This window comes from Ferroacidibacillus organovorans (assembly GCF_001516615.1).
GTDB lineage: Bacteria > Bacillota > Bacilli > Alicyclobacillales > SLC66 > Ferroacidibacillus > Ferroacidibacillus ferrooxidans_B.
In genome coordinates this window covers 35,160-61,139 of sequence record NZ_LPVJ01000030.1, presented here as the reverse complement: position 1 = coordinate 61,139, position 25,980 = coordinate 35,160, and the positions used below count along the sequence as shown (strand labels likewise).

Here is a 25,980-nt window from a genome sequence, read left to right as displayed (position 1 = left end):
GATGGTGACGGAATGAGACCGTAAAAGGTTACAAGCATCCACGGAATTCTATCAAAGGTACGACAAGATTATACAGGAAAGTTTTCGTCTCCGTCTGTGAGAGGTGGTGGGTGAGATCGAGACACGAGAAACCCAGTCGCTTGGCATCGTGCGCATCGAAACATGCGAGGACAATCGCGCACACCAAAGCGATGAGGCGGCACGCCAAGTCTGCGCGCACACTGCGGGGGTTTTGCATCGCGAGTGGGCCTGCCTCGGCCACTGTCACAACTGTTTCAAAAAGCCGTTTGCATTGGTTGACGATCGCATCTTGCTTGAGGCAGACAGTGCAGAAGAGCTGTATTCGCTCCTTCTTGACACGTTGGCAACACTGAAAAGCCCCCCCTCGATCAAATAATCAAAGGGGGGCTTTTCAGTGCTTTGCACCACAAATCATTCAGGCAACGCGATCCGCTGACCGCACTTCAAAGCGATCAGGGAAGTGTCAAGATTGAAGTGTCAGACGTATTGACCTTCGCCGCCACCTTTTTGATGATCCGGCCCGTCGGAAAGAGAAAGATATCGCTCCCGACAATCGCATCCATCGCCGCGTTAACCGCGACAGGGTCGACTGGCTGCTTTGGGTTTTGAATCTGCAAGTGCACCGCCTTGCTGGCACTTGTGAGAAACGACAACTGAAGCACTTCTTTCATGGATCAAGCCTCCCTTTTGGCTGATTGGATTACGCGACGGTGGTGGTCCCGGAAACGGCGCTTGTCACCGTCGTTCCCGTTGCCGCAAGGCTTGCCGTGCCGCTCGCCACAGCCGTTCCTGTCGCAGCGACACTTTGGATGGACACCGTGTCGACATGGCCAAGCTCGACAATCGGGTCAGCAAACAGCGGAGAAAGCGCCTCAAGCACACTCGCAATTGCGCTCTCCGCCGCCGCCACATCGACATGCGGGTAGATGCGATTGTGAAGTTTCGGTTTGCCGTTTGCGTTTTGCCCAATCTGGACTGAGACCAAGAGATGCCTGCTCGTCATCGCCAAGATGACTCCTCCTTGATTGCCTTTATTGAGCGGCTGCGTGACGTCCGGAGCGCCCGCGCCCTCTGCCATCTCATCAATGCACAGAATTCCCGCAGAAGGGGACAGCTCCCTGTGCGACGTGCTATACTCTTGCAGGGTGATTTTGTGCGCGCCGTTTTGCAGGTCTTTCGAACCATTGGCTATAAATTGGGAATCTCTGCGATAACCTTCCTCTCAGGAGTGCTTGTCACGCGTTACTTTGCGAGCCTTAGCGACCGCGGCAACTACGCACTTGTAACGAGTACGCTCCTGTTTGGCTCTACCTTTTTGTCGGGGTACGGTGCGTTTGTAAACTACGGACTCAACCGCCTAAAACTCGACCGCAGCCGCCTGCTCGGGGTGCTTGCCCGCCTCTATATAAAACTCGCAATCGTCATCCTTGCGCTCCTGATCGTAAGCGTCAGTCTGACGCGCGCCTTTCCTATTCTTTTTTACATCTCGTTTATCCTGGCCGCACTTCCATTTGTCATCCTCTATAACTATAGTTCACGTTTGCTGCAGGCCTTGAATGAGATTTCGTGGGTCAATCGCATGAACATGGTGCAGGCATCTTTGTTTCTCGTGGGCGCAGCCGTGCTGTACGGGCTCAATCACCTCAGGCACTCGGCGCTCAGCCACATCTCTTGTTTATCACGCTGATCCTTTGGCTCTCTACAAACATCACAGCCGCCGCGCTCATTGTCCCCATCGCCCGCGCGCGCGCAGGCGTGCGCATCAACCCGCGCCGCGACGATGAAGTCGGCAAGCCGTTTTTTGCATATGGAAACCGCATCTCGTGGCAAAATTTATTGACACAACTCAACTACCGCGGCGATTTTTACGCCGTCGGAATTCTCGCCGGTTCGCGCGGCGTCGCGCTGTACACGATCGCCGTTACCGCATCCGAGATTCTGTGGCAAGTGTCACAGAGTATCAGTCTGGCCGTCTTTGCACGCATCGCCAAAGAAGAACGCCACGCTTCTATCGAGCTTACCGAACGCAGTTTTCGCTTTACGTTTTACACCCTTGTCAGCGGAGCGGCGATCATGTTTGTCTGCTCTCCGCTGATCAATGTGGTCTATACCCATCGCTATCAGGGATCGATCGCTCCTTTTCAAATTCTTTTGATCGGGACGACCGCGTATGGAGCAACCGGTCTCTTGACACAGTTTTTTACGGATCAGCTCGGACATGTGCGTTTTCCGCTTTATATGCAAGCGGCGAGCATCGCCACCAATGTGCTGATCTGCGTCATCACCATTCCGCATCTCGGCATCATCGGAGGCGCGCTCGCCTCGTCAACCGCCTATTTTCTCGCGCTCACACTCTCCGTGCTCTACTACAGAAAGCACACGGAGCGATCCCTGCGCAACCTATTTCTCTTCACGCGTGAAGACAGGCTGTTTTTGCGCCGCTTCACGCCGCGCCGCCGCAGCAGCCTCAGTGAAAGCGGTAAATAGCCTGAAGTGTGACGAGTTTTTTCGCCACAGGTTTTCCGGGTGCCACTGCACGCCGAGCGTAAAACGATCTGTTGGGCACTCGATCGCCTCGATCAAACCGTCGCGGCTGTGCGCTGTCGCAACACAACCTGGCGCGAGATCGCGCACCGCCTGGTGATGGTACGTGTTGACAGGAAGCATTGCTACTTCAACGATTTGCGCCAAACGGGTTCCCGGGGCAATCTCTACCGCGTGCGCCATGTGATCGCGCGGCGCTTTTTGGCTGTGCTGAAGCGTCCCGCGAAACTCGCGAGGCAAATCCTGATAAAGTGTGCCGCCAAGTGCCGCATTCATCACCTGTACCCCGCGGCAGATGCCAAAGATCGGTTTTTGGCGGGCGCGCATCGCGGCAAAAAGCTGAAACTCCATCGCGTCGCGCAGCGGCGTGATTTGCCCTAAGCCAAGCAGCGGCTCATGCCCAAAGTAGCTTGGATCAATGTCATCCCCGCCCGTCAACAAAAGCCCGTCGAGTTCGTCGGCGAGTTCCTCAATCCACGCCCGTTCGTCCGTGAGCGGGAGCACAAAAGGAAGTCCGCCCGCCGCGTAGATGCCATCCGTATAATCTGCGCCAAGATAAGCGCCAACCTTGCCCGTGCCTTTTTCCTCATAATTTACAGAAAGCCCAATTCTCGGCTTCATTTGCCACCCACCTCTCCCACTATGCATTCATGATCGCCAAGCAACAAACCTACGCTTCGTGACCCCATCCTGCAAGGTATGCCTTTTGCTCGTCTGACAGTTCATCAATCGACCGCCCATCCGCGTGCAGACGCATTGCCGCAACCCGGCGATCAAGCTCTGCCGGGAGGTTGTGGACACCGGCTGCCAGTGAATTCTCGGCGACATGGCGCAGGGCGAGTGCCTGCAGTGCAAACGTCATGTCCATCACCTCTGCCGGGTGGCCGTCTCCTGCGGCAAGATTGACGAGCCGCCCCTCTGCGAGTAAGTAGAGGACACGTCCATCCGCCATTTTAAAACCCTGCACATTGGGCCGTACATTCTCGATGGCAACCGCCCGCGCACGCAAATCCGGGATGTTGATCTCAACGTCGAAATGCCCCGCGTTGGCAAGGATCGCACCCGTTTTCATCGCGTCAAAATGTGCGCCAGTGATGCAGTCGCGATTTCCCGTAACCGTGACAAAAAAGTCGCCGTGGCGCGCCGCTTCCTGCATCGGCATTACTTCGTGACCATCCATGACCGCCTCTACCGCTTTGATCGGGTCCACTTCACAGACGATCACCCGCGCCCCGAGTCCACGCGCGCGAAGTGCCACGCCTTTTCCGCACCAGCCATAGCCGACAACAACTGCCGTCGAGCCCGCGACGACCATGTTCGTCGTTCGCATGATCCCGTCCCACACGGACTGTCCTGTCCCATAGCGATTGTCAAAGAGGTACTTGCTGTACGCGTCATTGACCGCCATCATCGGGACGCGCAGCGCACCGTCGAGCTCCATGGCGCGCAGGCGCAAAATCCCGGTCGTCGTTTCCTCACATCCGCCGATCACCGTCTCCACCTGCTCCGGACGTTCATGGTGAAGGGTCGTGATCAGATCCCCGCCGTCATCAATGATCAGGTGCGGATTCGTATCAAGCGCCGCCCGAATATGCGCGTGGTACTCTTCGTCGCTCGCGCCATACCAAGCATGCGCCGCGATCCCCTCTTGAACAAGCGCCGCAACCACGTCGTCCTGCGTTGACAGCGGGTTTGACGCAACCACCGTCACCTCGGCGCCGCCAGACTGTATGACGCGTGCCAAATAGGCTGTCTTTGCCTCAAGGTGCAGGCAGATGACGACGCGCTTTCCGGCAAACGGTTGCTCGCTTTCAAACTGCTCTTGCAAAGCGCGCATGAGCGGCATGCGTCCGATGACCCACTGAATCTTCTTTTCACCGCGACCGTGCAAAGACAGATCGCGAATATGCGATCTGTCGGCGGCAGGTATTGCTGCGAATGACGACATGCACGAAACACCCTTTATCTCTTATTTTTTTAATTATACCACGAGTGAAAGCGCTGAATGGAGAAGAATGACGGCAGGAGGAAAGGCAAAAACCGCATACAGCGTCCCGCGCAAGACGCCCTGCGGCGCAGCGCCGCCCGTGTCTTGTTGCCACCTGCGTACAACTGAGAGTGAAGAGATGGCAAAAAGCAGCCACAGCAAGACCGTCGCGACGAGCAGGGAGGGAATCGAAGAGACCCCTGCGATGCGATACACTTCCCCGGTGTAGAGAAGGCGAGTGCTGGCAGTCGCGTAGAGTGCAAGCACCACTGTTTGCAGGATTCGCTCCCCTCTCACAGTGTCCACCCCCCGAGGATGACGTGATTCGCCAATGCACTAATCACAAACACAAAGAGTGACGCAAGCGAGAGCGCAGTCCAGATGGTGCGCTGTTGAAAAACGGTCGGAAACACCATCATATTCCGGATATCGACCAGTTGTCCCGCGAGCAAAAAGGCGAGAATCGCCCCCGGAGAAAAGAGCGAAGCAAGCCCTGCCGCGACGAATGCGTCCGCCTCAGAGCACAGGGAAAGCATTCCGCCAAGCGCCATCATCAGCGGAATCGACCATACCGAGTGCTGTGTAAATGCAGTCACCGCACGCAGCGGCCACAACTCTTGCGCGGTCGCCGCAATCAGTGCGCTTAGTATCAAGAACGGACCAATCGCAACAAGTTCAGCGATGGCGTGTCGCGCCATGTGATCAACCGTCGCAAACGTTCCGCGTGCGTGCGAAGCGTTGGTATTCGGCTGCTGGTAGACGTCCGCCGCGTCGCCTTGAAGCCGCGACAAAAGCATGCCGATACTCAGCGAAAGAAGGAGCACAGCGCCGATGCGCCAAAGTGCCATCGTCCACGATCCGTGAAACGCGACGACTGTCGCGACAATCGATATGATATTGAGTGTGGGTGTCGCGAGGGCGTACGTCATCGCCGTCGCCTCCGGCACCCCGCGCCGGCGCATGGTACGCGCGACAGGTGCGACGCCACAGTCACAAACAGGCAATGCCAAACCAAGCGTTGCCGCAACAGCGTGACTTTTTATGCGCGTGGAAAGGAGCGATGAAAATGCGCGACGCGCAGAGAGCGCGTCAACGATCGACGAAAGAGTGACACCGATCACCAAAAAGGGGAGTGAATCCCAAACAATTCCTTCAAAAAGAGAGAGAATCGACCGCACATAGATCGTACCCGTCGATCCACCCATCGTATAGAGATACACGCCGAACGCCACAAATAATAGAATGGCGACGGCCGTCACTGCGCGGACTTTTGCGCCAACATAGAGAGCGTCTGACAAGCGATTCCCGCCTTCCTCAACCCTGAGCGTGTCATCGGGACAATCCCTACTCCACTGTATTCAGGCGATCGGCGGGACATGCCTCAAAAATCGACCAACGCGAGGCTGATACTGAGCGCCTCATCGACGCGTTTCATCAATTCATCGTCCAGATGCGCAATTTTTTCTGTGAGGCGTTGTTTGTCTAGTGTGCGAATTTGTTCGAGGAGGACGACAGAATCCCTGTCCATTCCATGCTGTGAGGAACTGATCTCGACGTGCGTGGGAAGTTTGGCTTTTTGAATTTGCGCGGTGATCGCGGCGACAATCACCGTCGGACTAAAACGGTTTCCAATGTTATTCTGGATAATCAATACCGGCCTGAATCCACCTTGTTCGGATCCCACCACCGGGGAGAGGTCCGCAAAATAAACGTCGCCGCGTTTGACATTCATCGTGCTACACCCCACTGACCAAGCGTTCAGCGATCATGACCGCTTCTACTTCTGCGTCGAACGCCTCACTCGCCAAGCGGAGGTTGATCGGGGCCATTTCTAGATAGCCTTGTTGCAGAGATTCGCGGATAATCTGTTTTTTGCGTTCCTTAAGGTATAGCGCTGTAGCTTGTCGAATCACGTTGCTGCGGCTCTCGCGGTCACGCGCGACAAGCGTATCCACTTCATCGAGCATGCCCATCGGCAAACTCACAGCAATTTTCCTTGACTTAGACAATGCGATATCCCCCTAACGACTGCCAAGTCCCTTTGCTATTATAACGCATAACGTAGAAAGACATCCAGTTCCACCTAAAAAGTCCTTCTCCGAATGTTTCTCATTGATCAAATCCTCGCATCATCCTGACGCTGAGCGACGACGCGCGGCAAACGCGGTGACAATCGGCACAAAAGCTCGTACGAAATCGTTTCAAGCACATCCGCTGTCGCTTGAAGCGAACCCGCGCGCCCTGTATCTGCGCCGTACACCTGCGCCACATCACCCACGCGCGCCGCAGAACCTGTCACATCGATCATCAATTGATCCATGCACACACGTCCGACAATTGGCGCCGCGAATTCACCGACTCGAACCTGCGCCCCCCGCCCCGCCGCGCGGGGAATCCCGTCGGCGTAGCCGATCGGGAGTGTCGCGATGCGCGATGCGCGCGTGCAAATGTGCGCACACCCGTAACCGACACTCGTGCCGGCAGGAACCTCCGCGATGCGTACAATGCGCGCAAAGACAGAGAGCGCTGGCCGCAGCGCAACGGCCTGTCCCCACTGTGGTGCCGGATGATACCCGTAAAGGGCGATGCCTGGGCGCACCATGTCAAGATGATAGGAAGGACCGCGCAAAATCCCTGCGCTGTTTGCCGCGTGAACGACACCTGGTTCAATCCCGGACGCGCGCAGCCTGCTAACTATGCGCTGAAAAGTCGCCAGTTGGCAATCTGTAAACGTCGCGTCAAGCGCTTCGTCCGCAAACGCAAAGTGCGTATAAACCCCGGCGATGATGAGTCCCTGCGCGATGCACATCTGTGCGATGTCAAGCAACTCTTCCTCCGAGCGCACGCCAAGCCGCGTCATGCCTGTATCCACTTTGAGGTGTACCTTGGGATAAATGCCCTGTGCGCGTCCCGCACGCGCCAGCGCCGCGACATGTGATGCGGCAAAGACGGTCGCCATGAGGTCATGTTCGACAAGCGCATCAGCCGCCTCAAGAGGGAATGCGCCAAGAACCAAAATGGGCGCGTGAATCCCGGACGCGCGCAAAAAACAGCCTTCTTCGACCGTCGCGACACAGAGTTCCTCAATCCCCTCGTCAAGTAGCGCGCGCGCTGTCTCCACAGTTCCATGTCCATAGGCGTATGCCTTGACGCACGCCATCATGCGCACCCCTGGCGCGAGTTTCTCACGCAAGAGGCGCGCATTGTGGCGAATTGATTCATAATCCACAACCATCCACGCGTCTCGTTGCCGCGCGTCGGCACTCAGCCACACAACGCATCACTTTCCTATATTATCCAAGGTTGAACTTGCAATGTGAACCATATCCTGCGCGCTCATCGTCGATGTCAACTGAAACTCGACGCCGTGACTCATCCAGTACAATTGATGTGCAGGCCCCTGCCCTGTAAGTACCGCTGGAATGCCAAAAAGCGTAACAAGCTTTCCTTGTCCAAGCGAGAGACTCCCCGACTCCGGACGGTTTTCCGCGAGCGTGAACGGTTCTTTTCCCGTATACCGCAAAAAGATCACGCCGTGATCCTCGCTCGCGTCAAGCATCGAATCGGCCGTTGGCAGCCACGACGGCTCAACGACGCCAAATCCTCGCTCGATCTGCGCCACGGGCATCTCAACCGCGTGAAGCGTAGTCGACTGTTCTGGCGAGAATGAACCTGACGGAAAATGCACGTTCTGTTGATAGCTAAGATAATCGAGTGTAACGATGGGCTGCCGCTTGGCGTCAAGCAGTTCCACTTGCACAGGATTGAGCGTTTGACCGTTTAAGGTAATCCGCTGGTACGCGATGAGCGGATTGAGCGGATCGCCGGGAATCGTGAACGACACCTGCTTTTCCTTGCGGGAAAACGTTGGTTCTTGTGCAGCGACAATGCGCGAGAGAAGCGCGTGGTACAGATACAGATGCCCCTGTCGCTCCGCCCAATCCCCCTGAAATTTCAGGAGCCGCTTTGAACCAGGATTGATAATGTAGATCCCCGACGCGTTGTGAAGGATGATCTGCGAAATCTCTTTGTTCTCATTCCCGAGCGCAATCCGGTATTGATTGGGCGCTTGATACCACGTTTCCACATAATATCGTTGTACAGCGCCCTGCATGTGCACTGTCATCCAGGCTGAACTTTTATAGGCTGTCAGCTTGTTTTGTACGGCCTGCAATTGCTTGACCACCTGTGTGGCGCCTGGTTCGCCACACCCCGCCAACAGCAAACCGCAAGCAAGCGAGAGACCCGCCAATACGAGATACCTGCGTTTCACTCAAGTCACCCCTGCCATGAACCTTCCTTGTCCAAGGATATTCACGACGCGGTGGGACTAGACCTGCGAGACAGGTTTCAACATCAATTCACGTAGACGACAACCGCATTTCCGGGTGCCCCCGGTTCAACCAGCGAATTCCCTGAACCAATCGCGCGACCCACCGAAAGCCCTTCGCTCAACTGGCCTGTAGGATACATGATCTGATCCTGAGAAACATTGCTGCCGCCCATGTAAGTCACGTTAAATCCTTGTTTCTGAAGCACAGAAACCTCAGACTGCGGACCATAGAGTTGCACCTGAAATGAGCCGGGGCTCGCGATCGGCACACCCGTGTCAGCGCCCGTCGAACCAAAAGGTTTGAGCGTTGCCGTGACTTTGGCCGGATCAATAATGTCATAGTAGGCGCCTGTCAGATAGTTCTCTTGGTTGATGCCTTGAACAGGGGCGCTGACGACATCCATAGAGTCAGAAACTGTGCCCAGATTGATATGCGTGACTTTACACCCGTGCACGATCTCTGCAAGGTGGATCAGGTCAAAAATATTCATGTCTGTCGCAACATCTTTCATCCACGTAGCGATCAGACCTGGCGCATTCGCAAGCGCGTTTCTGCCACTGAGCAGCTTTGTCTTGAGCGCCATCAGCACCTGCGCCTGCGCATTGTTCCGCTCGTAGTCGTTGACTGAAACGTTGCTCGCGGTGTTTTGCCGCACGCGAATGTAGGCGAGCGCCTGCGCGCCATTGAGCGTCTGCCACCCTGGGTAGAGGTTCGCACCACTGTGCAGTGGATCATAGATACGTCCAGGAATGTACACGCGCACACCGCCAACCGCGTTAATCGCATCGGAAAATCCTTGAAAATCGGTCACGATCCAGTGATCGATATGCATGCCAGTAAACTTCTCCACCGCTTTTACGGTCAATTGTGCGGCTTGGTTTGGCTGCATCTGCGCGCCGATAAAAAAGAACGATTTAAGCTTCGGAATAGGGTTGTTGTAGTTCGGCATTGCAAAGAGTGTATCGCGCGGAATCGAGATCAGCGTCACCACATGCTTGATCGGATCAATGTGCGCGACCATCATGATATCTGCCTGACCGGCGGCAGTCCCGAGTTGAAGCGGCCCCTGCGCGTTACGCGCATTGTTGCCAATCAGGAGAATGTTTTCAGGCTGTGGCGGCGCGTTATGCAAAAAAGGAAGTGATAGTCCACCGCCCGGGCCAGCCAGCCCTTGCGACACCATCGCATAGGCAACTGCCGCGCCAAGCACGATCGCACTCGCGGTAGCGACCAAAATTCTTCGACGAAGTTTCTTTTTTGACTTGGGGGCGGTCGGTTTCGTTCCCTGCTTTTTCAAAAGGGCAAACCTCACATTCTTTCAATTTCAGAAACAAAATAAAAAAAGCGATCCACGTCTAATGGCATCTACTCTGCGAATTATGGCATAGACCGCTGCGAGACTCAAGATTTTTCACCCTCTACTATCGCGATCGATAGCGAATGGGGTCCACGCGCCCGGCCTCCGCAAACCCCGCAAGCCGCAGTCGACAGCTGTCACAAACGCCACACGCCTCTTCTTCTCCTGCATAGCAAGAGGTTGTGAGCTCATACGGAACGTGAAGTTCAGTACCCTTTGCGACAATCTCAGCTTTTGTCATGTGCAAAAGTGGCGTCTTCACCGCGATATGCATTCCTTCAACACCGGCGCGCGTCGCGAGGGTCGCAACCTTTGCAAACGCATCCATAAATTCCGGACGGCAGTCCGGGTAACCGCTATAGTCAAGCGCGTTGACACCGATATAAATCCACTCTGAGTGTGTAACTTCTGCAAGCGCCGTCGCAATCGAGAGAAAAATTAGGTTGCGCCCCGGCACATACGTTGACGGGATGCGCTGTGGGTCGACCCCTTCTGTCGGCACCGCGATCGTGTCATCTGTCAGCGCGCTACCTCCCATTTCCCGAAAAAATGGCAGTGTAAAGACGCGGTGCGATACACCGTAGTGCTTTGCCAGACGAGCCGCCGCGTCGAGTTCCCTGCGGTGCCGCTGTCCATAATCAAACGAAAGCGCCGTCACGTGGTGGCCTTCTGCACAAGCGATGCCAAGACATGTCGCGCTGTCAAGCCCGCCGCTGAGAATCACGACCGCGCCTGATTGCCCTTTGCGTGTCTCTGTCGTCACAGAAAAACACCTCCCACAAGATTTTATCGTCTGGCTGTGACGCAGCCAAGCACAGTTTGTTCATGTCATGGATGCCCATCTCAGCAAAGTGCGTCAGACGCCGCGCCGATTCGGGTCCCAAATGACTTTATGGATCTGCAAGTTCAGTTTGACGTGCGGACGCCCTTCTTTAAGGAGACGATCCACAAGATGATCCGGTTCCATCGCGCCAAACACGGGGCTCACCAGCACCGTGCACAAAGGGTGAAAGCGATCGAGCACTGCCATCGCCTCGTCAAAATCGTCATCCGACGCGATCACGAACTTAAGTTCGTCCTGAGGGCGCAGTGCCGTAAAATTCGCCTCGACCATGTTCGCAGTCTCTCCGGATTCTTTTAACTTGTAGTCGACGATGTAGCGCACCTTGGACGATTTGACATCTTGCAAAAAAGGTGTGATATCAATCGCTCCGCTCGTCTCCACATGCACATCAACCAGTCGCGGGAGTTCAGCGAGCGCCTGAAGTAGCGTAGCAGAGTGATCGCGATACATCAGTGGCTCACCTCCCGTCAGGCATACGCGCGCTGACTTGTACGATGCGACGCGCAAAACGATCTCGTCAATCGACATGGTGAATTCCGCTTTGGCCGGTGCATAGCTGTAAGGCGTGTCACACCACGTACAGCGCAGCGGGCAACCAAACAAACGCACAAAGACCGTGGGGTACCCCGCCTGCGTCCCTTCGCCTTCTACCGTCTCAAAAATTTCTACGAGCGGCAGACGGATCGCCTGCGTGTCGCGCCCTGTTTCCGCGCCACTCAAAGCCCCATCTCCTGTCGAGTGATTTCAACGCTTGACGTCGGTGTCTCATAAAGCGTCAAGCGCTCAACGCGCGCGGTCTCCCGAAACGCATGGAGCGCTCGTTCTATTTCTTCAAACATCCAGACGATCATGTTTTCGGCAGTCGTGTTCATTGGCGGAAGTACCTCGTTCAAATACGTGTGATCAAGCCGGTCGACAACATGCGTCTTTACGAGCGCCTTTACATCGCCAAAATCGATCGAAAGTCCAATCTCGTCCAACACATCGCTCACACTGACAACCAGTCGATACGTATGTCCGTGCAGATTGGCGCACTTTCCTTTATAGGCATAGAGATGATGGGCTGCGTCGAAGGTAAACTCTTTGGTGATCGTCACGCGACGATCATGATAGCGCAAGGATGACAGAGCGATCTCCTGTGACGGTTTGTATAATAAGGGTTCGACGGAATCCCGTAAATTCCGCTCGCTCATACACTCATCTCCTCATCACAAAACGGCCACAACATTCACGAGGCCACGCTTGATTATACGAGGTGTGCGAATCGATGACAAACCTTCGTCTAAAGGAGAAACAAATCCATGCCATTTCCTGGGATTATGAAGACTGAATCTGGGCCAGAGAACACTGGAAAACGCACTGTCTTTCTCGATGCGGACGCCTGTCCGCGATCTGCCCGCCAGATCGCGCAAGAGATATGCGCAAAGCGAGAGGTTCGTCTCGTCACCGTCAGTTCCTATGACCATCACATCGCATCGCCCGATCACATTCAGGTCGCCCCAGGACCGGATGCGACAGATTACGCCATCCTCGCGCGGATCAAATCGGGCGACATTGTTGTCACGGAAGACTACGGCCTCGCGGCGCTCGTTCTCGCACGGCGCGGGCGCGCGCTCTCTTCAAAAGGCTTTGTGTACACTGCACAAAACATTGACCCGCTCCTCGAAGTTCGCGCACTTGGGCAAAAACTGCGACGCGACAAGACAAAACATCGTTTGAAAGGTCCATCTGCGCGAACAAAACAGGATGATGAACAGTTTTACGATGCGCTTCTGTCACAACTTGCAGATTGAGCAAAGTTTCATAATGCGAAAATTGAGCATGGCAACATGATCTGCTCGCGCAAAGGAAATGATAAACCAGATTGATACACAACGAGGAGCGAATGCCTGTGCGCCAGCGAAACCACTCGCGAAAAAACCCGTTTTATCGCAGGAACCTCCGATTCGTCACCGCTTTTCTATCGCTTGCCATCGCCGCACTTGCAAACCAGGCTCCTACAGTGTTCGCACAAGATCGCCAGGCGCTGGCGCTCCAGTTTCCGCACATTTTTGTCTTTCAGGGACCGTCGATCAAAAAAGTCGCGCTCACGTTCGACGACGGACCAGACGATCTCTACACGCCGCAAATTCTCTCGATTCTAAAACGCGAACACGTTCACGCGACATTCTTCGTATTAGGCATCCATGTACAAAAATACCCGCATGTGATCTTGCGCATCAAAAATGAAGGACACGCGATTGGCAACCACAGCTATGACCACGACAACCTGCAAAAAGCGTCTTCTTGGCACATTCTCTGGGAAGTCGAGCGCACCGAGCGACTTTTGAAAAAAACGGTTCGCGTGACGACGAGACTTTTTCGCGCGCCATACGGAAACGTAAATAATGCGATGCTGCGTCAGCTGGGAAAACGGGGATACCAAGTTGTGAATTGGTCGGTTGACTCTCAGGACTGGCGAAGTTTGAGCGCAAAACAGGTGCTGCAAAACACATTGCCCGCCGTCAATCCAGGTTCGATCATCCTGATGCATTGTGCAGGCAACCCCAAAGAGATTCTCACGGGAACGGTACAGGCGCTGCCGGAACTGATTCACACATTGCGCTCGCGCGGCTATGCATTTGTGACCATTCCCGAGTTGTTTTCGCCGCACACTGCCACCGTGCACGCCAAGTGGTAGTGGACATGCGAACATCTGATGCGTAAATTTTCATCAAATAAATGGAGAATCGACTTGCTTCAAATTAAAACTAACCGTATGGTAGATTTATGCGTACGATTTTGCGTCCCTTGCCGTCGCAACCAAAAAGGAGTCCATATCCATGCGATTCTTAACGCGCTTCTCACTGCGCAATCCCGTCGTGATTGTCATTTTGACCATCCTTCTGGCAATCGGTGGGGCACTCTCTGCCGCCTCGCTCAACGAAGAACTTTTTCCAAACATCACACTGCCTGTCATCACCGTGATCACAGGGTATCCCGGCGCCGCGCCAGGCGCGGTGGCGTCTGATGTGTCTGATCCCTTGGAAAAAGCGCTGCGCAGCGTGGCTGGCGTAAAAAATGTCACATCGACGTCTGTACAAAACCTATCCGAAATCAGTTTGGAACTGCACAGCAGCGCAAACATCAACACCGTCCAGCAGAATGTGCAGCAAACGGTCAATCAGGTGCAGCTTCCAACCTCAGCCCTGCGGCCGAGTATCCAGCAGTTTTCCTTTAACGCGCAGCCCGTCATCTACTTTACGATCTCTTCAAAGCAGGCCTCGCCAACCGCGCTTCGCAACATCGTAAACCAAACGATCGTGCCAAACTTGGCGTCAATCTCTGGTGTCGGTTCGGTTCAAACGGCAGGGGCGCAGCCTGATGAGGTGCAGATCCAGGTGAATGCCGCCAAACTCGCGGCCTATCACCTCACGCTCCCACAAGTGCTACAAGATCTGCAAAGTGACAACATCTCCGTTCCCGTCGGAAGCACTACATATCAGGGGTACACACGTCCCGTGCAGCTTACGACACAGTTTCAGTCGCTCGCCGACATCAAGCGGCTGCCGATCGCGCTGACCTCTTCGCCGACTGCCGGGATTCAGTCGATCGGCGCGACGATCGGACATCTCGGACAAGCTGTCGGAACTTTAGGCTCATCCGTCGGCCAATTAGGGCAAGGACTTGGCATGGTGCAGGCGGAAAACCAACTGATGGCCACCATCCAAAGCGTTCAAGGGCAGCTGTTGGGTGCAGAACTGGCGCTGGCAAAACAATTCACACAACCCAAATCAGCACAGAATCCGCTTGAACTAGCAAAGTTAGAAGGAACGGTCACAACCCTTTCACAAGAACAGAAGACGCTCATGCAAAAACTGCAGGGAATGATGGGCGCAGCAGCACAAGGCAGTGGGCACACTTTTTCAGGCACGGCGCCTGCAAACCCTGTACAGCCGCCACCGTCACTCACGGCATCGCAGCAGGCAGCAAATGCAAGCAACACAGCACATAAAACCATTCCGCTCTCCGATCTGGCGACCGTTACGCTGACACAGCCGGCAAATGTCGCCATCAATCGCACGAATGGACAAAACAGTGTGCTTTTGAGTGTTGTCAAAACCGACAGCGCAAACACAGTGACAACCGTTGCGGCCGTTTTGCAAGAGATGAACACCATGACCCAGTCGCTCCCGTATCATCTGCACGTCACCACCCTCTACGATGCGGCGACGGTGATCAAGACGTCGATTGACGGACTTATCCGCGAGGCGCTGCTCGGCGCATTCTTTGCGGCGCTCGTCATCCTGCTTTTCCTGCGAAATGGGTTGACAACCCTGATCGCCATTGTCTCCATTCCCGTCTCACTTTTGATCGCGTTCATTTTTCTCAACCAATTCAATGTCACCATCAACATCATGAGTCTTGGCGGAATGGCTGTCGCCACAGGGCGCGTCGTCGATGACTCGATTGTCGTCATCGAAAACATCCACCGTTCCTATCAGCGTGGGATTGGGTTTGGACGCACCTTCGTACTTTTTGCCACAGGTGAAGTCGCCAAAGCCATCACGTCTTCGACGATCACAACGGTCGCCGTTTTCTTGCCGCTCGGCCTCGTCAGCGGGATCATCGGAAAAATCTTTTTTCCGTTTGCCCTGACTGTAGTCGTCTCGCTCGCTTCCTCCCTGCTTGTCGCGCTGACATTGATCCCACTTCTGGCCTGGCTCTTCATGGCACGCAAGGCGCAACAGTCTGTCGCACTTGCGCAAAGTGCGTCGGCAAGCGCGTACGAGGATCAAAACGATGTGAACCCGCAAGGCGTATCGTCTGACGGCGTCGTTTACACCCACTTGCTCACAAAAGAAACGCATGACATCCTGCGCCCCTGGCAGCTTCGCTACCAAAACCTTTTGCGCTTTGCGCTCACGCACAAGGCTATCGTAATCATCCTCTGTGCCGTCGGCCTCGTCACCTCTATCGCTGTTCTGCCAACAGTTGGCAGCACCTTTTTGCCCCAGTCAAACGACAAGTATGCGACGATCAGTGTGACGCTACCTGTTGGCAGTTCCCTGCAGGCGACAAACCAAAAAGCGCAACAAGTGGAACAGCGTGTGCGGCAGCGATTTGGGGCGACCGTCGAAACGATGAACGTCACGGTCGGCAGTGATCCGGTTCAGTCTGGTGCGCGCGGCTCACTGGCAAATGAGAACAGCGCCAGCTTTTTTCTTCAACTGAATCCAGCCACACACGTCAACGCATTTGTCAAAGCGTTACAACAGGCCGTCTATCCGCTCGCCGGATCTGCAACGATCCAGGCTGCTGCCGTAACGGCAGGCGGCCCTCCGACGAATTACGCACTAATTGTATCCGGGAATGATCCGCAGAGCGTGTCTCGGGCTGCGGCGCGCATCACGAGCGTGCTACAGCGCGTGCCTGGATTGACCAATGTAAAAAACAATCTGACGCAGACACAGCCGCAGATTCAGGTGACGCCAAATCTTGCCAAAGCAAGTCAGTATGGATTAACCGCCTATCAAATTGCAAGTGTCGCACAGAATGTGCTGGCTGGCCAAAACGCAGGCACGGTGAATCTAAACGGACAAGCCTATACCATCATCGCGACGCTGAAAACCGGAACAGCGCCAACCTCTTTGCAGGCGCTGCGCGAACTCCCCATCTCCTCAGCGACGGGACAGTCGCTGACACTCGGCGATGTCGCACAAGTGCAACTCTCGCAAACAGCCGTCAGTGTACTGCATCGAAACGGAAGCCCTTATGCTGAAATCACGGCGATGTTCACCGGGAAAAATACAGGCAAAGCGACACGGCTCGCGCAAGAGGCAATCGCCAAATTGGATCTGCCTGCAGGCGTCACAACCGCGCTGTCTGGCACAAGCCAACAACAAAACCAAAGCTTTGGCGAACTCATACAGGCAGTACTCGCCGCCGCCGGAATGGTCTACATCGTGATGTTGATCGCGTTTGGCGAGTGGGTGGCACCGTTTTCTATCCTGTTTGCGATGCCGGTTGCCCTGATTGGCGCCTTTTTCGGCACGGTTATCGCGCGTCAACCCATCAGCGTGTCATCCTTGATCGGCATTCTGATGCTGATGGGCATCGTCGTCACAAACGCCATTGTCCTGATCGATCGCGTAGAACAGCAGCGCAAACGCGGACTCACCGTGCGCGACGCCCTGCTAGAAGCTGGTACGACGCGGCTGCGACCGATCCTTATGACCGCAATTGCAACCATCTGCGCGCTCGCCCCACTCGCCGCAGGTCTCTCGGAAGGCGCGCTGATCTCGCAAGGACTTGCCGTCGTCGTGATCGGGGGACTCGTGACCTCTACGATCTTGACTCTGTTCATCGTGCCGATCGCGTATGAACTGCTCCATCGCAAAGCACGCAAAGAGACGACGGTGTAATCCCCGTCGTCTCTTCATATTGCTTTTTTTCAATTTGCAATGCCACCTAGCGCGTCGCACCTGTCTTCATTTCCATGATCTGTTGCATGCACGTTCGTCCAGACCAAGCGTTTACAAAGTTCCTCGATCAAATCCTCTTTGCCAGACAGGCTCGCGCGCCGAAGTTCAAGCGCTCTAAACGGCCAAACCTCCTGACGTCTCAGATGGGAGACAGCAATTTCTGCATACGAAACAACCGCATCAACCGGATGCATCTCTTTATTTTCGATCCACGACCGCAAAGGCAACAATCCTCCGACACGATACTCCACGAGTGTGAGCGGGCAGGTTCCCTCCACAGGCGCCATTCCGCCTCCAGACTCGGAAAACACTTGTCCGCCAAAAAGAAGATGCCCACTCCCCAAAGGTTCTCCCATCCGTTCAGGCAGCACGCCCTGCCCCTCCAAATAAGCGATCACACCCTCGCTCGCTGACGCTATGGTTAAACGAAAAAGTCGAGCCGGATAAGTTCGCCTATCCCGAAACACGCGCAACAGCGCCTTTGCGCCGAGCAATGTGCGCACGATGATCGTGACTTGCATTGTGGCGGCGTCGCACAAAACCGATGCGATTCTTGCCTCGCAACTGTCACTCACAGTCGCATAGCGCTCCAAGGCAAACGGAAACACTTCTGCCCCCGCCTCTTGAAGTTGATCGCACTCTGCGCGCATCTGCTCGCTCGTTTCCGCAATGCACAAGATCCGTTTACCAAAAAGAGGAAGACGCTCTCTCCACGCTAGCGTATCACGCAAATTCACAGTGTCGCCCACCGCGATGACCGCAGGGCTTTTAAGCTTGGCACGCGCGACGCGAGACGAGATATCCATAAGTGTCCCGCGCACGGTAGTTTGTTCAGACGTCGTGCCAAAACGTGTGACGGCAACGGGCATATCCGCTGAATAGCCGTTTTCGTGTAGTGAGGCGACAACTTCCCGCAGATTCGAAAGGCCCATAAGGATGATGAGTGTTTCATCTGCGCGTGGCGGACCAAACGCGGGAAGCTCCGCAGAGCTCACGTGTCCCGTCACAACGCGAAACGAGTTTGCCGTCTCGCGCTGTGTCACAGGGATTCCCGCATAGGCGGGCACGCCCACCGCAGAACTGACACCTGGAATGATCTGAAAAGGAATCCCTGCCGCCCGAAGCGCCATCGCCTCTTCACCGCCGCGGCCAAAAATGAACGGGTCTCCCCCCTTTAACCGAACAACTCGCTTACCCTCGCGCGCTTTTTGAATCAGCAACTGGTGAATGTCTTCTTGAGCGACACTGTGCGCAGACGACGCCTTGCCAACATAGAAGAGTTCTGTCGAATAAGGAGAACTTTCCAGGAGTATCGGTGAAACAAGGCGGTCATACACCACCACATCTGCCATTTCAAGCACTGTCTTTCCCCGCACAGAAAGCAACTGCGGGTCACCTGGGCCAGCACCCAGGAGCATCACCGGATTCATCCACACATTTCCCCCATAATAACGATTGTTTTATGGTCATTGTATCGTGCTGACTGCACGCGGTCAATCTACGTTGAAGAGATCGTCCCCGTTTTTCCTTCTGATTGTGAAGCAGTCTTGTTGATGTACGTGTACGCATACGCTGACGCCACAAACAGCCAGCCACCGATCGCATTTCCTATAAAAGCGCCGCTGAGTTCCGTGATCGCCTGTCCCCACGTGATCGGACCGCCAAGCCAGATCGCAGTCGGAATGATAAACATATTCGCAACGACGTGTTGAAATCCAATCGCGACAAAAGCAAAGATCGGAAACCAAATGCCAAAAATTTTCCCGATAACGTCTTTTGCCCCCAGCGCGAGCCATACCGCTAACGTTACGAGCCAGTTACAGCCAATCGCTGAGATGATGGTGGACCAATACGGTAAACTCACCTTTGCGACGGCCACCCCAATAGTCCATTTCTTCCAGTCACCCGTTGTAAGAAGGTGTGCCTCAATCGCCATATAAGAAATAAAAATGGAACCGAAAAAGTTACCGATTGTTACAAAGATCCAGTTTTTGATTACCGCTCCAAGACGCACACGCCGAGCGTGAAACGCGATTGGGAGCGTCATCATGTTCCCCGTAAGCAGTTCTGCCCCTGCAATGACGACAAGCATAAGTCCTACTGGGAAAACTGCACCACCGATGAGAAAGCGAAATCCATCCCCCCACGCCTTGGGAATCGTCGCCGTGACACGAAGATCAAACAAAAATCCAAGTGCAATAAATGCGCCTGCAAGAAAACCGAGAACCAGCATCTTTCCAATGCTCAATTTTGCTTTAGCAACACCACTCTCGACTGCAAGAGCGGCAATTTCTGCCGGAGACCTGAAGTTTTCCAATTCACTACCTCCTCTAGGATGCATACAATCATTCGAATTAAAAAGATTCACTCTACACCGTGCAATCCTCGTCGTCTCTTGTGTCATTTCTGCGCAAATCAGAAACGATCAGTTGCTGACCGCGCAGCTTGTGCGAGCGCTTGATCCATCGACCAGTCAATAGAAAGTGTCTCATTCACTTGCGGATCTTGGCACGCCTGCCGCTACAGTGTGCGCGACGCCATCCACAGAGATCGTACAGATCTTCTTTCTTAAAATCGATGTCATCAGCTTGTTTTACAAATAGGATTCAGAACCTCCTTTGGTTTAATTATAGTGTTCAAATTGTTCATACCATCTTTTGCATTATACATGAATTGTTTATTAGAATTGTGTCTTGACAGCGATACATTAAGGCAGATTTGTTTCATAATCGTGAACGACGTTCTGTTTTATTGCATGCCTGAATCCTGCATGAAAAATAGGTAAAATACAATTGCACGATGAGTCATTCGAAATGGGGGAATTCCAGTGCGGATTGGATGGATTGGAACAGGAGCCATGGGATTGCCCATGCTGGGTCATCTCCTTGCGCAAGAGGGCATCGAAGCGCAAGTCTATAATCGCACGAGGGCAAACGCCCAGCGCGCAGTCGACGCAGGCGCACGATTTTGCGCATCACCGCGCGCAGTCGCGCAGGATGTCGATGTGCTTTTTCTCATGCTTTCCAATGAACAGGCGGTGCATGACGTCCTGTTTGGTAATGACAGTGCGAGCGCCGGACTAAAACAAGGTTCCATCGTCGTCGATGCAAGCACTATTAGTCCAGATGCGAGTCTTCAACACGCAGAGCGGTTGCAAGATCTGGGTGTTTTCCACCTAGATACACCCGTGAGCGGCAGTACGCCGCACGCGGCAGCGCGTACACTCACCTTTATGGTCGGTGGCCCTGAAGTCGCATTTTCGCGCGTTCTACCACTCTTAGAGCGAATGGGCAAAACGATCGTTCACGTGGGAGACCACAGTTCCGGACTGCACGCAAAACTGGCGATCAATACGGTGCTGACACTCAACCTGCTCTCCATGATTGAGGGACTCGCACTCGCTCGCGCAGCGGGCGTGGATACGCAAAAATGGATGGAACTTCTGGCGGGAAGCGCGGCGCGCAGCGGCGTGATGGAATACAAGGGACCAAAACTTGTGAACCGCGATTTCTCGCCCCAATTCACAGCAAATCTGCTCGCAAAGGATGTCCAGCTGGCGATTGAACTCGCGCGGCGCGCAGGTCTACCACTTCCCGTGTTGGCCTCAGCGCAACAGGTTTTGCAGATGGCGCGCGCACAGGGATGGGGGGCAGAAGACATGATCGCAATTGCCAAGGTCTACGAACAATGGTCACTCGATGATCAACAATGATCCACTCTTTGCCACTATGTCGTCTTTCAACAAAAAAGCACAGTCTCTTCAATTTCTTGAAGGACTGTGCTTCATCTCAATCAATCAACCAACCGGATTGTGATTAAACCCAGAAGTGGAGTCCGTTTGCCGTGTTTAACGTGACGCCATACGTGAGATACAGGAGCCAGACTCCAGTGATGAGCTGGAAAAACGCGAGTGACTTTACCCAAAACTGAATTTGAGTAAAACGTGCGATGAGTTCGGAAATATAAATCAGAATCAGTCCGACAAAAAGAATCACTGCTGGTTGGTCTCCAGCCATTGAAAACGAAATGGCGCCAAGCACACTAAGACCCAGCAGCGGGATGGACATCCACGCCTCAGAGCCAGCGTCCAATCCGAGAAACCGCCGCAGCCCCAAAACAATCCAATGAATACCGTAAACAGAAAAGGCAACAGCTGCCATGTAGAGCGGCGCCGCATCGCGATAGACTGGAAACCAGCTCAGACCGACCATCAAGTACGTCCCAGTTAAAAGCTGTCCGAATCCACCGAGCAGCATCCCCCAAAGTCCAAGCATTTTTTCGTTTTGCCTGGGGTCTTTGACATGTCTTGGCCCATCAAAAAGCACACTGCCACCTTGCACAAAATAGTTAATCGATAAGCTTAAAAAACCTATCGCAATTGGAAAAAATGATGATACAGGGTAATTCATTGCATACGAAACCCCTTTCTTATATATACATCCTTTTATATACTAATTTACATTTTTAAAATGTCAACTTCATTTTCTCCTCCCAAGAACAAGAAAGTTCAGATTACGAACTAATGAAAAAGATGACACGCAACTTGATGAGTCGCGTCCACGGATTGAAGAAGGGGCTCTTGCTCGTGACAGATCGTCAGTACCGATGGACAGCGCCCAGCAAACGGGCATCCTTTACGAGAGCTGAGTAAATCAGGTGCACGGTTGCTCGTTTCCGGGAGTTTATCCACATACTTCATGCCTGGCGTTGCGGCTAAAAGCAACCTGGAATAAGGGTGGTGCGGTTGTTGAAGAAGTTGATCAGAAAGCGCCAATTCCATAATTTGGCCACCGTACATGACTGCAATGCGATCTCCAAAATACCTTGCAGATGCAAGGTCATGCGTAATATAAACGAATGAGATTCCTAAGCGCCTCTGCAGATCCTTGAGTAAATTCAAGATCTCTGCTCGAATTGAAACATCAAGCATTGAGATGGGCTCATCTGCGACCACAACCTTGGGGCGAACGGACAGTGCACGCGCAATCGCAACGCGCTGCCGCTGACCACCTGATAGTTCATGCGGGAACTTATTCTTCATCTCAGAAATCGGTGTCAAGCCAACAAGCAAAAGCGCTTCTTCAATCGCCTCATCAAGATTCGATTTGCTCAACTTTTGAAATTTCTTGATCGGAAAGGCAAGGTGCTGCGCGATCGTGTGTACAGGATTCAATGACCCATATGGGTCTTGAAAGATCATCTGAATCTTTTCGCGCTGTTCGCCGAGTGAGCGGCCTCTTAGATGTGTGATGTCTTTTCCCGCCAAAAGGATTTTTCCGTCACTAGGCTCTAACAACCGCACCAAGCTCTTCCGATCGTGGTTTTTCCACTTCCAGATTCTCCGACAATTGCAAGCACTTCGCCTTTATTTAATGTAAAACTCACGCGCCGCACAGGAATGATCTCTTGTCGTTTAAAATTGGATGCGACTGGAAATCGCACCACGACTTGATCCGCCACCAAGATGGGATTGACATCAATCATGTTGCTCCTCCTTGTCCAGTACATGATGACATGCGATCTCATACGTGTCGTACGTTTTCAATTCGGGAGTCTTCTCTGTGCAGAGTTTGCTTTTGTACCGACAGCGCGGATGAAAGGAACACCCTGTTGGTAAGCGCAACAAATCAGGTGGTCCCCCAGGAATGCCTTCAATAACGATTTCGCGATCCAACAACTTGGGAATCGACTTCCATAAACCCTCTGTATAAGGATGATGAAACCCCACGCGATTCTCTAACGAGAGGGCATCTGTGAACTCAACGATTTGACCCGCATACATGATGGCAATTCTTGTTGCAAGCTCAGAGACTAAACTAAAATCATGACTGATAAAGAGAATAGAAAAATGAACGCGCTTTTGTATTTCACGAATTTGATCCATGATAGACCGTTGAACGACCACATCAAGCGCCGTGGTAGGTTCATCCATAATGACAAGCGATGGTTCGAGTGCAATCGCGATCGCAATCACAATACGCTGGCGCATACCTCCCGATAGCTCGTGCGGATAACTTTTTAAATGACGCGGGTCAATGCGAACAAGCTCACACAATTCCAACGCACGTTCGTGTGCTGTTGCACGAGTGAGATGCGGCCGATGGCTCAAAAGGGTGTCGATCATTTGTGCCCCGACCGTCATCACTGGATTCAGAGCGTTCATAGCACTTTGAAAGACCATCGAGAAGTGGCTCCATCTAAATTTCCTGAGCTCTTCAGCCGATAACTGATAAATATCTTTGCCCAATACGCGAATGGTTCCTTGCGAGACACGCGCATTTCCTTTTAACATCCGCAAAATCGCGTAAGCCATGGTTGATTTGCCAGAACCCGATTCTCCGATAAGACCCATAATCTCATTAGGATACAAAGTAAAACTCACATCGCGAACAGCTACGACATCCCCTTTGGCAGAGGCATAAGAAACCGTCAAATGCTCCACTTCTAAAATTGGCTTCTGCTTTTCTATTGGCTCAGCATTCAGCACGAGACTCCCTCCTTCCCAGTTTGTTTTTTTAGATTCCCATGATCTTTGCGCAGTCTCGGGTTGGTGAGTTGATCAATACCAAAATTCATAAGGGCCAGACTCATTCCAAAGAGAGCGATGGCAAGCCCCTCAGGCAATAGCCACCACCATGCTCCCATCAAGAGCGCTCCCCCCGAATCTGACCAATAGAGCATGGTTCCCCAACTCACGACACTTACATTGCCTAGTCCCAAAAACTCCAGACCGGCCTCTGCCAAAATGGCTCCTAATGTTCCAAACATAAAATTGCTGATGATGAGCGAAAGCATATTCGGGATAATTTCCCACACTAAAATACGCAATTCCGACGCTCCACCTAACTTCGCGGCGCTAATAAAATCGCGATTTCGATAGGTGAGCGTTTGGGAACGCAAAACGCGAGCTCCTCCAGCCCAACCTGTCAACCCAATCACAAACACGATGACCCATGGACCTGTTGAGTGAACATAGGATGATATGACAATAATCAGCGGCAAACCTGGAATCACTAGAAAAACATTCGTCAGTGTGTCAAAGATTCGGTCAAGCCAGCCTCCGCGATATCCCGGATACATCCCTATCAAGACGGAGAGTACCGTAGAGATAAATCCTGCTAAAAGTCCAATCGACAAGGAGGTTCTGGCACCCCAAACAAATTGCGAAAATACGTCCTGTCCGTTCCCTGTTGTGCCCAACCAATGTTTGGCGCTTGGTGGCATTAATGGTGCAAAATTATTGTCATTCGGATTATAGGGAGTCAACACCGGTGCTAAAATTGCAATCAACACAAAGAAAATAAAAATTGTAATCCCGATTTTCGCCCGCGTATCTTTTAAAAAATTCCTAAATCCACGTAATACAGGAAGGTTGCGCGACCGCTTTACGTTGATACCACCCGTTATACTCACGATCTGCCTGCCCCTCCCCTTTTAACGCGCGGATCTAGTTTTCCATAGAGCATCTCAACAATAAAATTAGCAAGTAAGACGGATACCGATATAATTAAAAAGAGTCCTTGCATTAAAGGGTAATCTTCGTTTTGCACTGCCGTGACAAGTTGATACCCAATCCCAGGATAAGAAAAAACACTCTCGACAAGCACAGAACCACCGACGACAAATCCCAACGCAATGCCAAACCCTGTCAAGCTGGGTAACAAAGCATTTCTCGCGGCATACATATATTTCAGGCGCTTTTGTGTTACACCTTTAGCTTCAGCAAATACAACATAGTCCTCACCCAATGTATGGATCATGTTGTTTCTCATTCCCAAGAGCCATCCACCCAATGCAGTTACAATCATCGTCGCCGCAGGCAGAATTGCGTGATCAAGTACGTTTCCAATAAATGCTGGTTTGAGCGAAGGAGTAGCAGTTGCAGAATACGAGTGAGCTGTTGGAAACCATCCAAGGGAAAAACCAAAGATGTAGAGCATAAGAAGTGCCAACCATTGATAAGGGATCGCAGAAGTAAATGTTGTCACGACAGGCAACAAGGTATCCGCCATTCCTCCCCTTTTCCACGCAGCAAATATCCCTAGTAACACGCCGATCACCGATGATACTACCGTAGCCGTTCCTGCAAGACCTAACGTCCACGGCAGGCTGCTCTTTATGACATTGATGACGGGAACTGGATAATACGTAATCGATAATCCAAATTGTCCATGAATAATATTTTGGATGTACGTAAGATATTGCTGCCATAAAGGCTGATTGCTGATTCCAAACTGCAACTCGAGTGCGTGAAGGGCCATGGGATTCAGGCGCCCCTGATAGCGGGTGATCATCACCTCTGCTGGATTTCCAGGCATAAACCGCGGCAGAAGGAAGTTAATCGTAATTGCAGCCCATAAAGAAAGGGCGAAAAAGCCAAACCGCTGTGCAAAATAACGCATGACCTGAGCCTCCTTAATCGGTAGAGT

Annotated in this window: 28 protein-coding genes and 2 pseudogenes; 7 read left to right on the top strand and 23 right to left on the bottom strand. The window is 53.1% G+C overall.

All coding sequences use genetic code 11. From position 1 onward, the window contains the following. Positions 1-106: 106 nt before the first annotated feature. A complete protein-coding gene (locus ATW55_RS08135; RefSeq protein ID WP_067715344.1) occupies positions 107-397 on the top strand; it encodes a DUF1450 domain-containing protein in 291 nt (96 codons plus the stop codon). A gap of 76 nt (positions 398-473) precedes the next feature. Here the strand turns inward: ATW55_RS08135 and ATW55_RS08130 are convergent, their stop codons facing one another. Together ATW55_RS08130 and ATW55_RS08125 are read right to left on the bottom strand one after the other, a co-directional pair. Beyond that, complete coding sequence (locus ATW55_RS08130; RefSeq protein ID WP_067715341.1) at positions 474-692, bottom strand: DUF2922 domain-containing protein; 219 nt, start codon at positions 690-692, stop codon at positions 474-476. Positions 693-721: 29 nt separating this feature from the next. After that, positions 722-1,024, bottom strand: coding sequence for a DUF1659 domain-containing protein (locus ATW55_RS08125; protein ID WP_235587062.1), 303 nt, complete (start codon positions 1,022-1,024; stop codon positions 722-724). Between the two features lie 117 nt (positions 1,025-1,141). On the opposite strand from ATW55_RS08125, the gene ATW55_RS16780 reads away from it, so the two are divergent. Further along, positions 1,142-1,708, top strand: coding sequence for a hypothetical protein (locus tag ATW55_RS16780; protein WP_067715338.1), 567 nt, complete (start codon positions 1,142-1,144; stop codon positions 1,706-1,708). Continuing rightward, a complete protein-coding gene (locus ATW55_RS08115; protein WP_067715336.1) occupies positions 1,693-2,508 on the top strand; it encodes a polysaccharide biosynthesis C-terminal domain-containing protein in 816 nt (271 codons plus the stop codon). The genes ATW55_RS16780 and ATW55_RS08115 overlap by 16 nt, the downstream gene beginning before the upstream one ends. Here the strand turns inward: ATW55_RS08115 and ATW55_RS08110 are convergent. The 12 genes from ATW55_RS08110 to queD form a co-directional block, all read right to left on the bottom strand. After that, a complete protein-coding gene (locus ATW55_RS08110) occupies positions 2,422-3,186 on the bottom strand; it encodes a gamma-glutamyl-gamma-aminobutyrate hydrolase family protein (RefSeq protein WP_067715333.1) in 765 nt (254 codons plus the stop codon). The genes ATW55_RS08115 and ATW55_RS08110 overlap by 87 nt on opposite strands. A 49-nt stretch (positions 3,187-3,235) precedes the next feature. Further along, positions 3,236-4,513, bottom strand: a complete 1,278-nt coding sequence (locus ATW55_RS08105; protein WP_067715332.1) for an adenosylhomocysteinase — start codon at positions 4,511-4,513, stop codon at positions 3,236-3,238. A 33-nt stretch (positions 4,514-4,546) separates the two neighbouring features. After that, a complete protein-coding gene (locus ATW55_RS08100; RefSeq protein WP_067715330.1) occupies positions 4,547-4,849 on the bottom strand; it encodes a hypothetical protein in 303 nt (100 codons plus the stop codon). Further along, positions 4,846-5,850, bottom strand: a complete 1,005-nt coding sequence (locus ATW55_RS08095; RefSeq protein WP_067715327.1) for a permease — start codon at positions 5,848-5,850, stop codon at positions 4,846-4,848. The genes ATW55_RS08100 and ATW55_RS08095 overlap by 4 nt, the downstream gene beginning before the upstream one ends. Before the next feature lie 83 nt (positions 5,851-5,933). Next, positions 5,934-6,284: a type II toxin-antitoxin system PemK/MazF family toxin gene (locus tag ATW55_RS08090; RefSeq protein ID WP_067564370.1), complete on the bottom strand. Its 351-nt coding sequence runs from the start codon at positions 6,282-6,284 to the stop codon at positions 5,934-5,936. Between the two features lie 4 nt (positions 6,285-6,288). Further along, complete coding sequence (locus tag ATW55_RS08085; RefSeq protein ID WP_067715511.1) at positions 6,289-6,525, bottom strand: antitoxin; 237 nt, start codon at positions 6,523-6,525, stop codon at positions 6,289-6,291. Between the two features lie 143 nt (positions 6,526-6,668). Then, positions 6,669-7,826: an alanine racemase gene (gene alr, locus ATW55_RS08080; protein ID WP_067715326.1), complete on the bottom strand. Its 1,158-nt coding sequence runs from the start codon at positions 7,824-7,826 to the stop codon at positions 6,669-6,671. A gap of 6 nt (positions 7,827-7,832) precedes the next feature. Further along, positions 7,833-8,825, bottom strand: coding sequence for an outer membrane lipoprotein-sorting protein (locus ATW55_RS08075; protein ID WP_067715323.1), 993 nt, complete (start codon positions 8,823-8,825; stop codon positions 7,833-7,835). 83 nt (positions 8,826-8,908) lie between these two features. After that, a complete protein-coding gene (locus ATW55_RS08070) occupies positions 8,909-10,183 on the bottom strand; it encodes an LCP family protein (RefSeq protein WP_067715320.1) in 1,275 nt (424 codons plus the stop codon). A 124-nt stretch (positions 10,184-10,307) separates the two neighbouring features. After that, a complete protein-coding gene (gene queC / locus ATW55_RS08065; protein ID WP_067715317.1) occupies positions 10,308-11,006 on the bottom strand; it encodes a 7-cyano-7-deazaguanine synthase QueC in 699 nt (232 codons plus the stop codon). 93 nt (positions 11,007-11,099) lie between these two features. Then, positions 11,100-11,807 (bottom strand): 7-carboxy-7-deazaguanine synthase QueE, encoded by a 708-nt coding sequence (locus tag ATW55_RS08060; RefSeq protein ID WP_067715314.1) that lies wholly within the window; start codon positions 11,805-11,807, stop codon positions 11,100-11,102. Next, positions 11,804-12,280 (bottom strand): 6-carboxytetrahydropterin synthase QueD, encoded by a 477-nt coding sequence (gene queD, locus ATW55_RS08055; protein WP_067715311.1) that lies wholly within the window; start codon positions 12,278-12,280, stop codon positions 11,804-11,806. Before queD ends, ATW55_RS08060 begins: the two co-directional genes overlap by 4 nt. Before the next feature lie 108 nt (positions 12,281-12,388). Between queD and ATW55_RS08050 the strand changes: the two genes are divergently transcribed. The 3 genes from ATW55_RS08050 (at position 12,389) to ATW55_RS08040 (ending at position 17,491) form a co-directional block, all read left to right on the top strand. Next, the gene (locus ATW55_RS08050; RefSeq protein WP_082685658.1) at positions 12,389-12,880 is read left to right on the top strand and encodes a YaiI/YqxD family protein; all 492 of its coding nucleotides are present in this window, start codon (positions 12,389-12,391) and stop codon (positions 12,878-12,880) included. Positions 12,881-12,978: 98 nt separating this feature from the next. Continuing rightward, on the top strand, positions 12,979-13,767 hold the full coding sequence (locus tag ATW55_RS08045; RefSeq protein WP_067715308.1) for a polysaccharide deacetylase family protein: 789 nt from the start codon (positions 12,979-12,981) through the stop codon (positions 13,765-13,767). A gap of 142 nt (positions 13,768-13,909) precedes the next feature. Then, on the top strand, positions 13,910-17,491 hold the full coding sequence (locus ATW55_RS08040; protein WP_067715305.1) for an efflux RND transporter permease subunit: 3,582 nt from the start codon (positions 13,910-13,912) through the stop codon (positions 17,489-17,491). A gap of 29 nt (positions 17,492-17,520) precedes the next feature. On the opposite strand, the gene cobA is transcribed toward ATW55_RS08040, so the two are convergent. Further along, positions 17,521-18,981 carry a uroporphyrinogen-III C-methyltransferase gene (gene cobA / locus ATW55_RS08035; protein WP_067715300.1) on the bottom strand — a complete coding sequence of 487 codons (1,461 nt, stop codon included), beginning with the start codon at positions 18,979-18,981 and terminating at the stop codon, positions 17,521-17,523. Positions 18,982-19,049: 68 nt separating this feature from the next. Then, a complete protein-coding gene (locus ATW55_RS08030; RefSeq protein ID WP_082685656.1) occupies positions 19,050-19,868 on the bottom strand; it encodes a formate/nitrite transporter family protein in 819 nt (272 codons plus the stop codon). Positions 19,869-20,378: 510 nt separating this feature from the next. On the opposite strand from ATW55_RS08030, the gene ATW55_RS08025 reads away from it, so the two are divergent. Next, the gene (locus ATW55_RS08025) at positions 20,379-21,263 is read left to right on the top strand and encodes an NAD(P)-dependent oxidoreductase (RefSeq protein ID WP_067715297.1); all 885 of its coding nucleotides are present in this window, start codon (positions 20,379-20,381) and stop codon (positions 21,261-21,263) included. A 103-nt stretch (positions 21,264-21,366) separates the two neighbouring features. On the opposite strand, the gene ATW55_RS08020 is transcribed toward ATW55_RS08025, so the two are convergent. From ATW55_RS08020 to ATW55_RS08000, 7 genes and pseudogenes are all read right to left on the bottom strand, one after another. After that, entirely contained in the window at positions 21,367-21,960 is a 594-nt protein-coding gene (locus tag ATW55_RS08020; RefSeq protein WP_067715294.1) for a hypothetical protein, read from the bottom strand. 110 nt (positions 21,961-22,070) lie between these two features. Beyond that, positions 22,071-22,331 carry an oligopeptide/dipeptide ABC transporter ATP-binding protein gene (locus ATW55_RS16775; RefSeq protein WP_235587060.1) on the bottom strand — a complete coding sequence of 87 codons (261 nt, stop codon included), beginning with the start codon at positions 22,329-22,331 and terminating at the stop codon, positions 22,071-22,073. 213 nt (positions 22,332-22,544) lie between these two features. Beyond that, a pseudogene (locus tag ATW55_RS16770) lies at positions 22,545-23,035 on the bottom strand (ATP-binding cassette domain-containing protein); the annotation flags it as partial. Continuing rightward, the gene (locus ATW55_RS08010; RefSeq protein ID WP_235587058.1) at positions 23,028-24,038 is read right to left on the bottom strand and encodes an ABC transporter ATP-binding protein; all 1,011 of its coding nucleotides are present in this window, start codon (positions 24,036-24,038) and stop codon (positions 23,028-23,030) included. The gene ATW55_RS08010 and the pseudogene ATW55_RS16770, both read right to left, overlap by 8 nt. Next, positions 24,032-24,688, bottom strand: coding sequence for an ABC transporter permease (locus ATW55_RS08005; RefSeq protein WP_235587057.1), 657 nt, complete (start codon positions 24,686-24,688; stop codon positions 24,032-24,034). Before ATW55_RS08005 ends, ATW55_RS08010 begins: the two co-directional genes overlap by 7 nt. Before the next feature lie 90 nt (positions 24,689-24,778). Next, positions 24,779-24,964: pseudogene (locus tag ATW55_RS17205) on the bottom strand (ABC transporter permease); the annotation flags it as partial. Continuing rightward, positions 24,961-25,953, bottom strand: a complete 993-nt coding sequence (locus ATW55_RS08000) for an ABC transporter permease (RefSeq protein WP_067715292.1) — start codon at positions 25,951-25,953, stop codon at positions 24,961-24,963. The pseudogene ATW55_RS17205 and the gene ATW55_RS08000, both read right to left, overlap by 4 nt. Positions 25,954-25,980 lie beyond the last annotated feature (27 nt).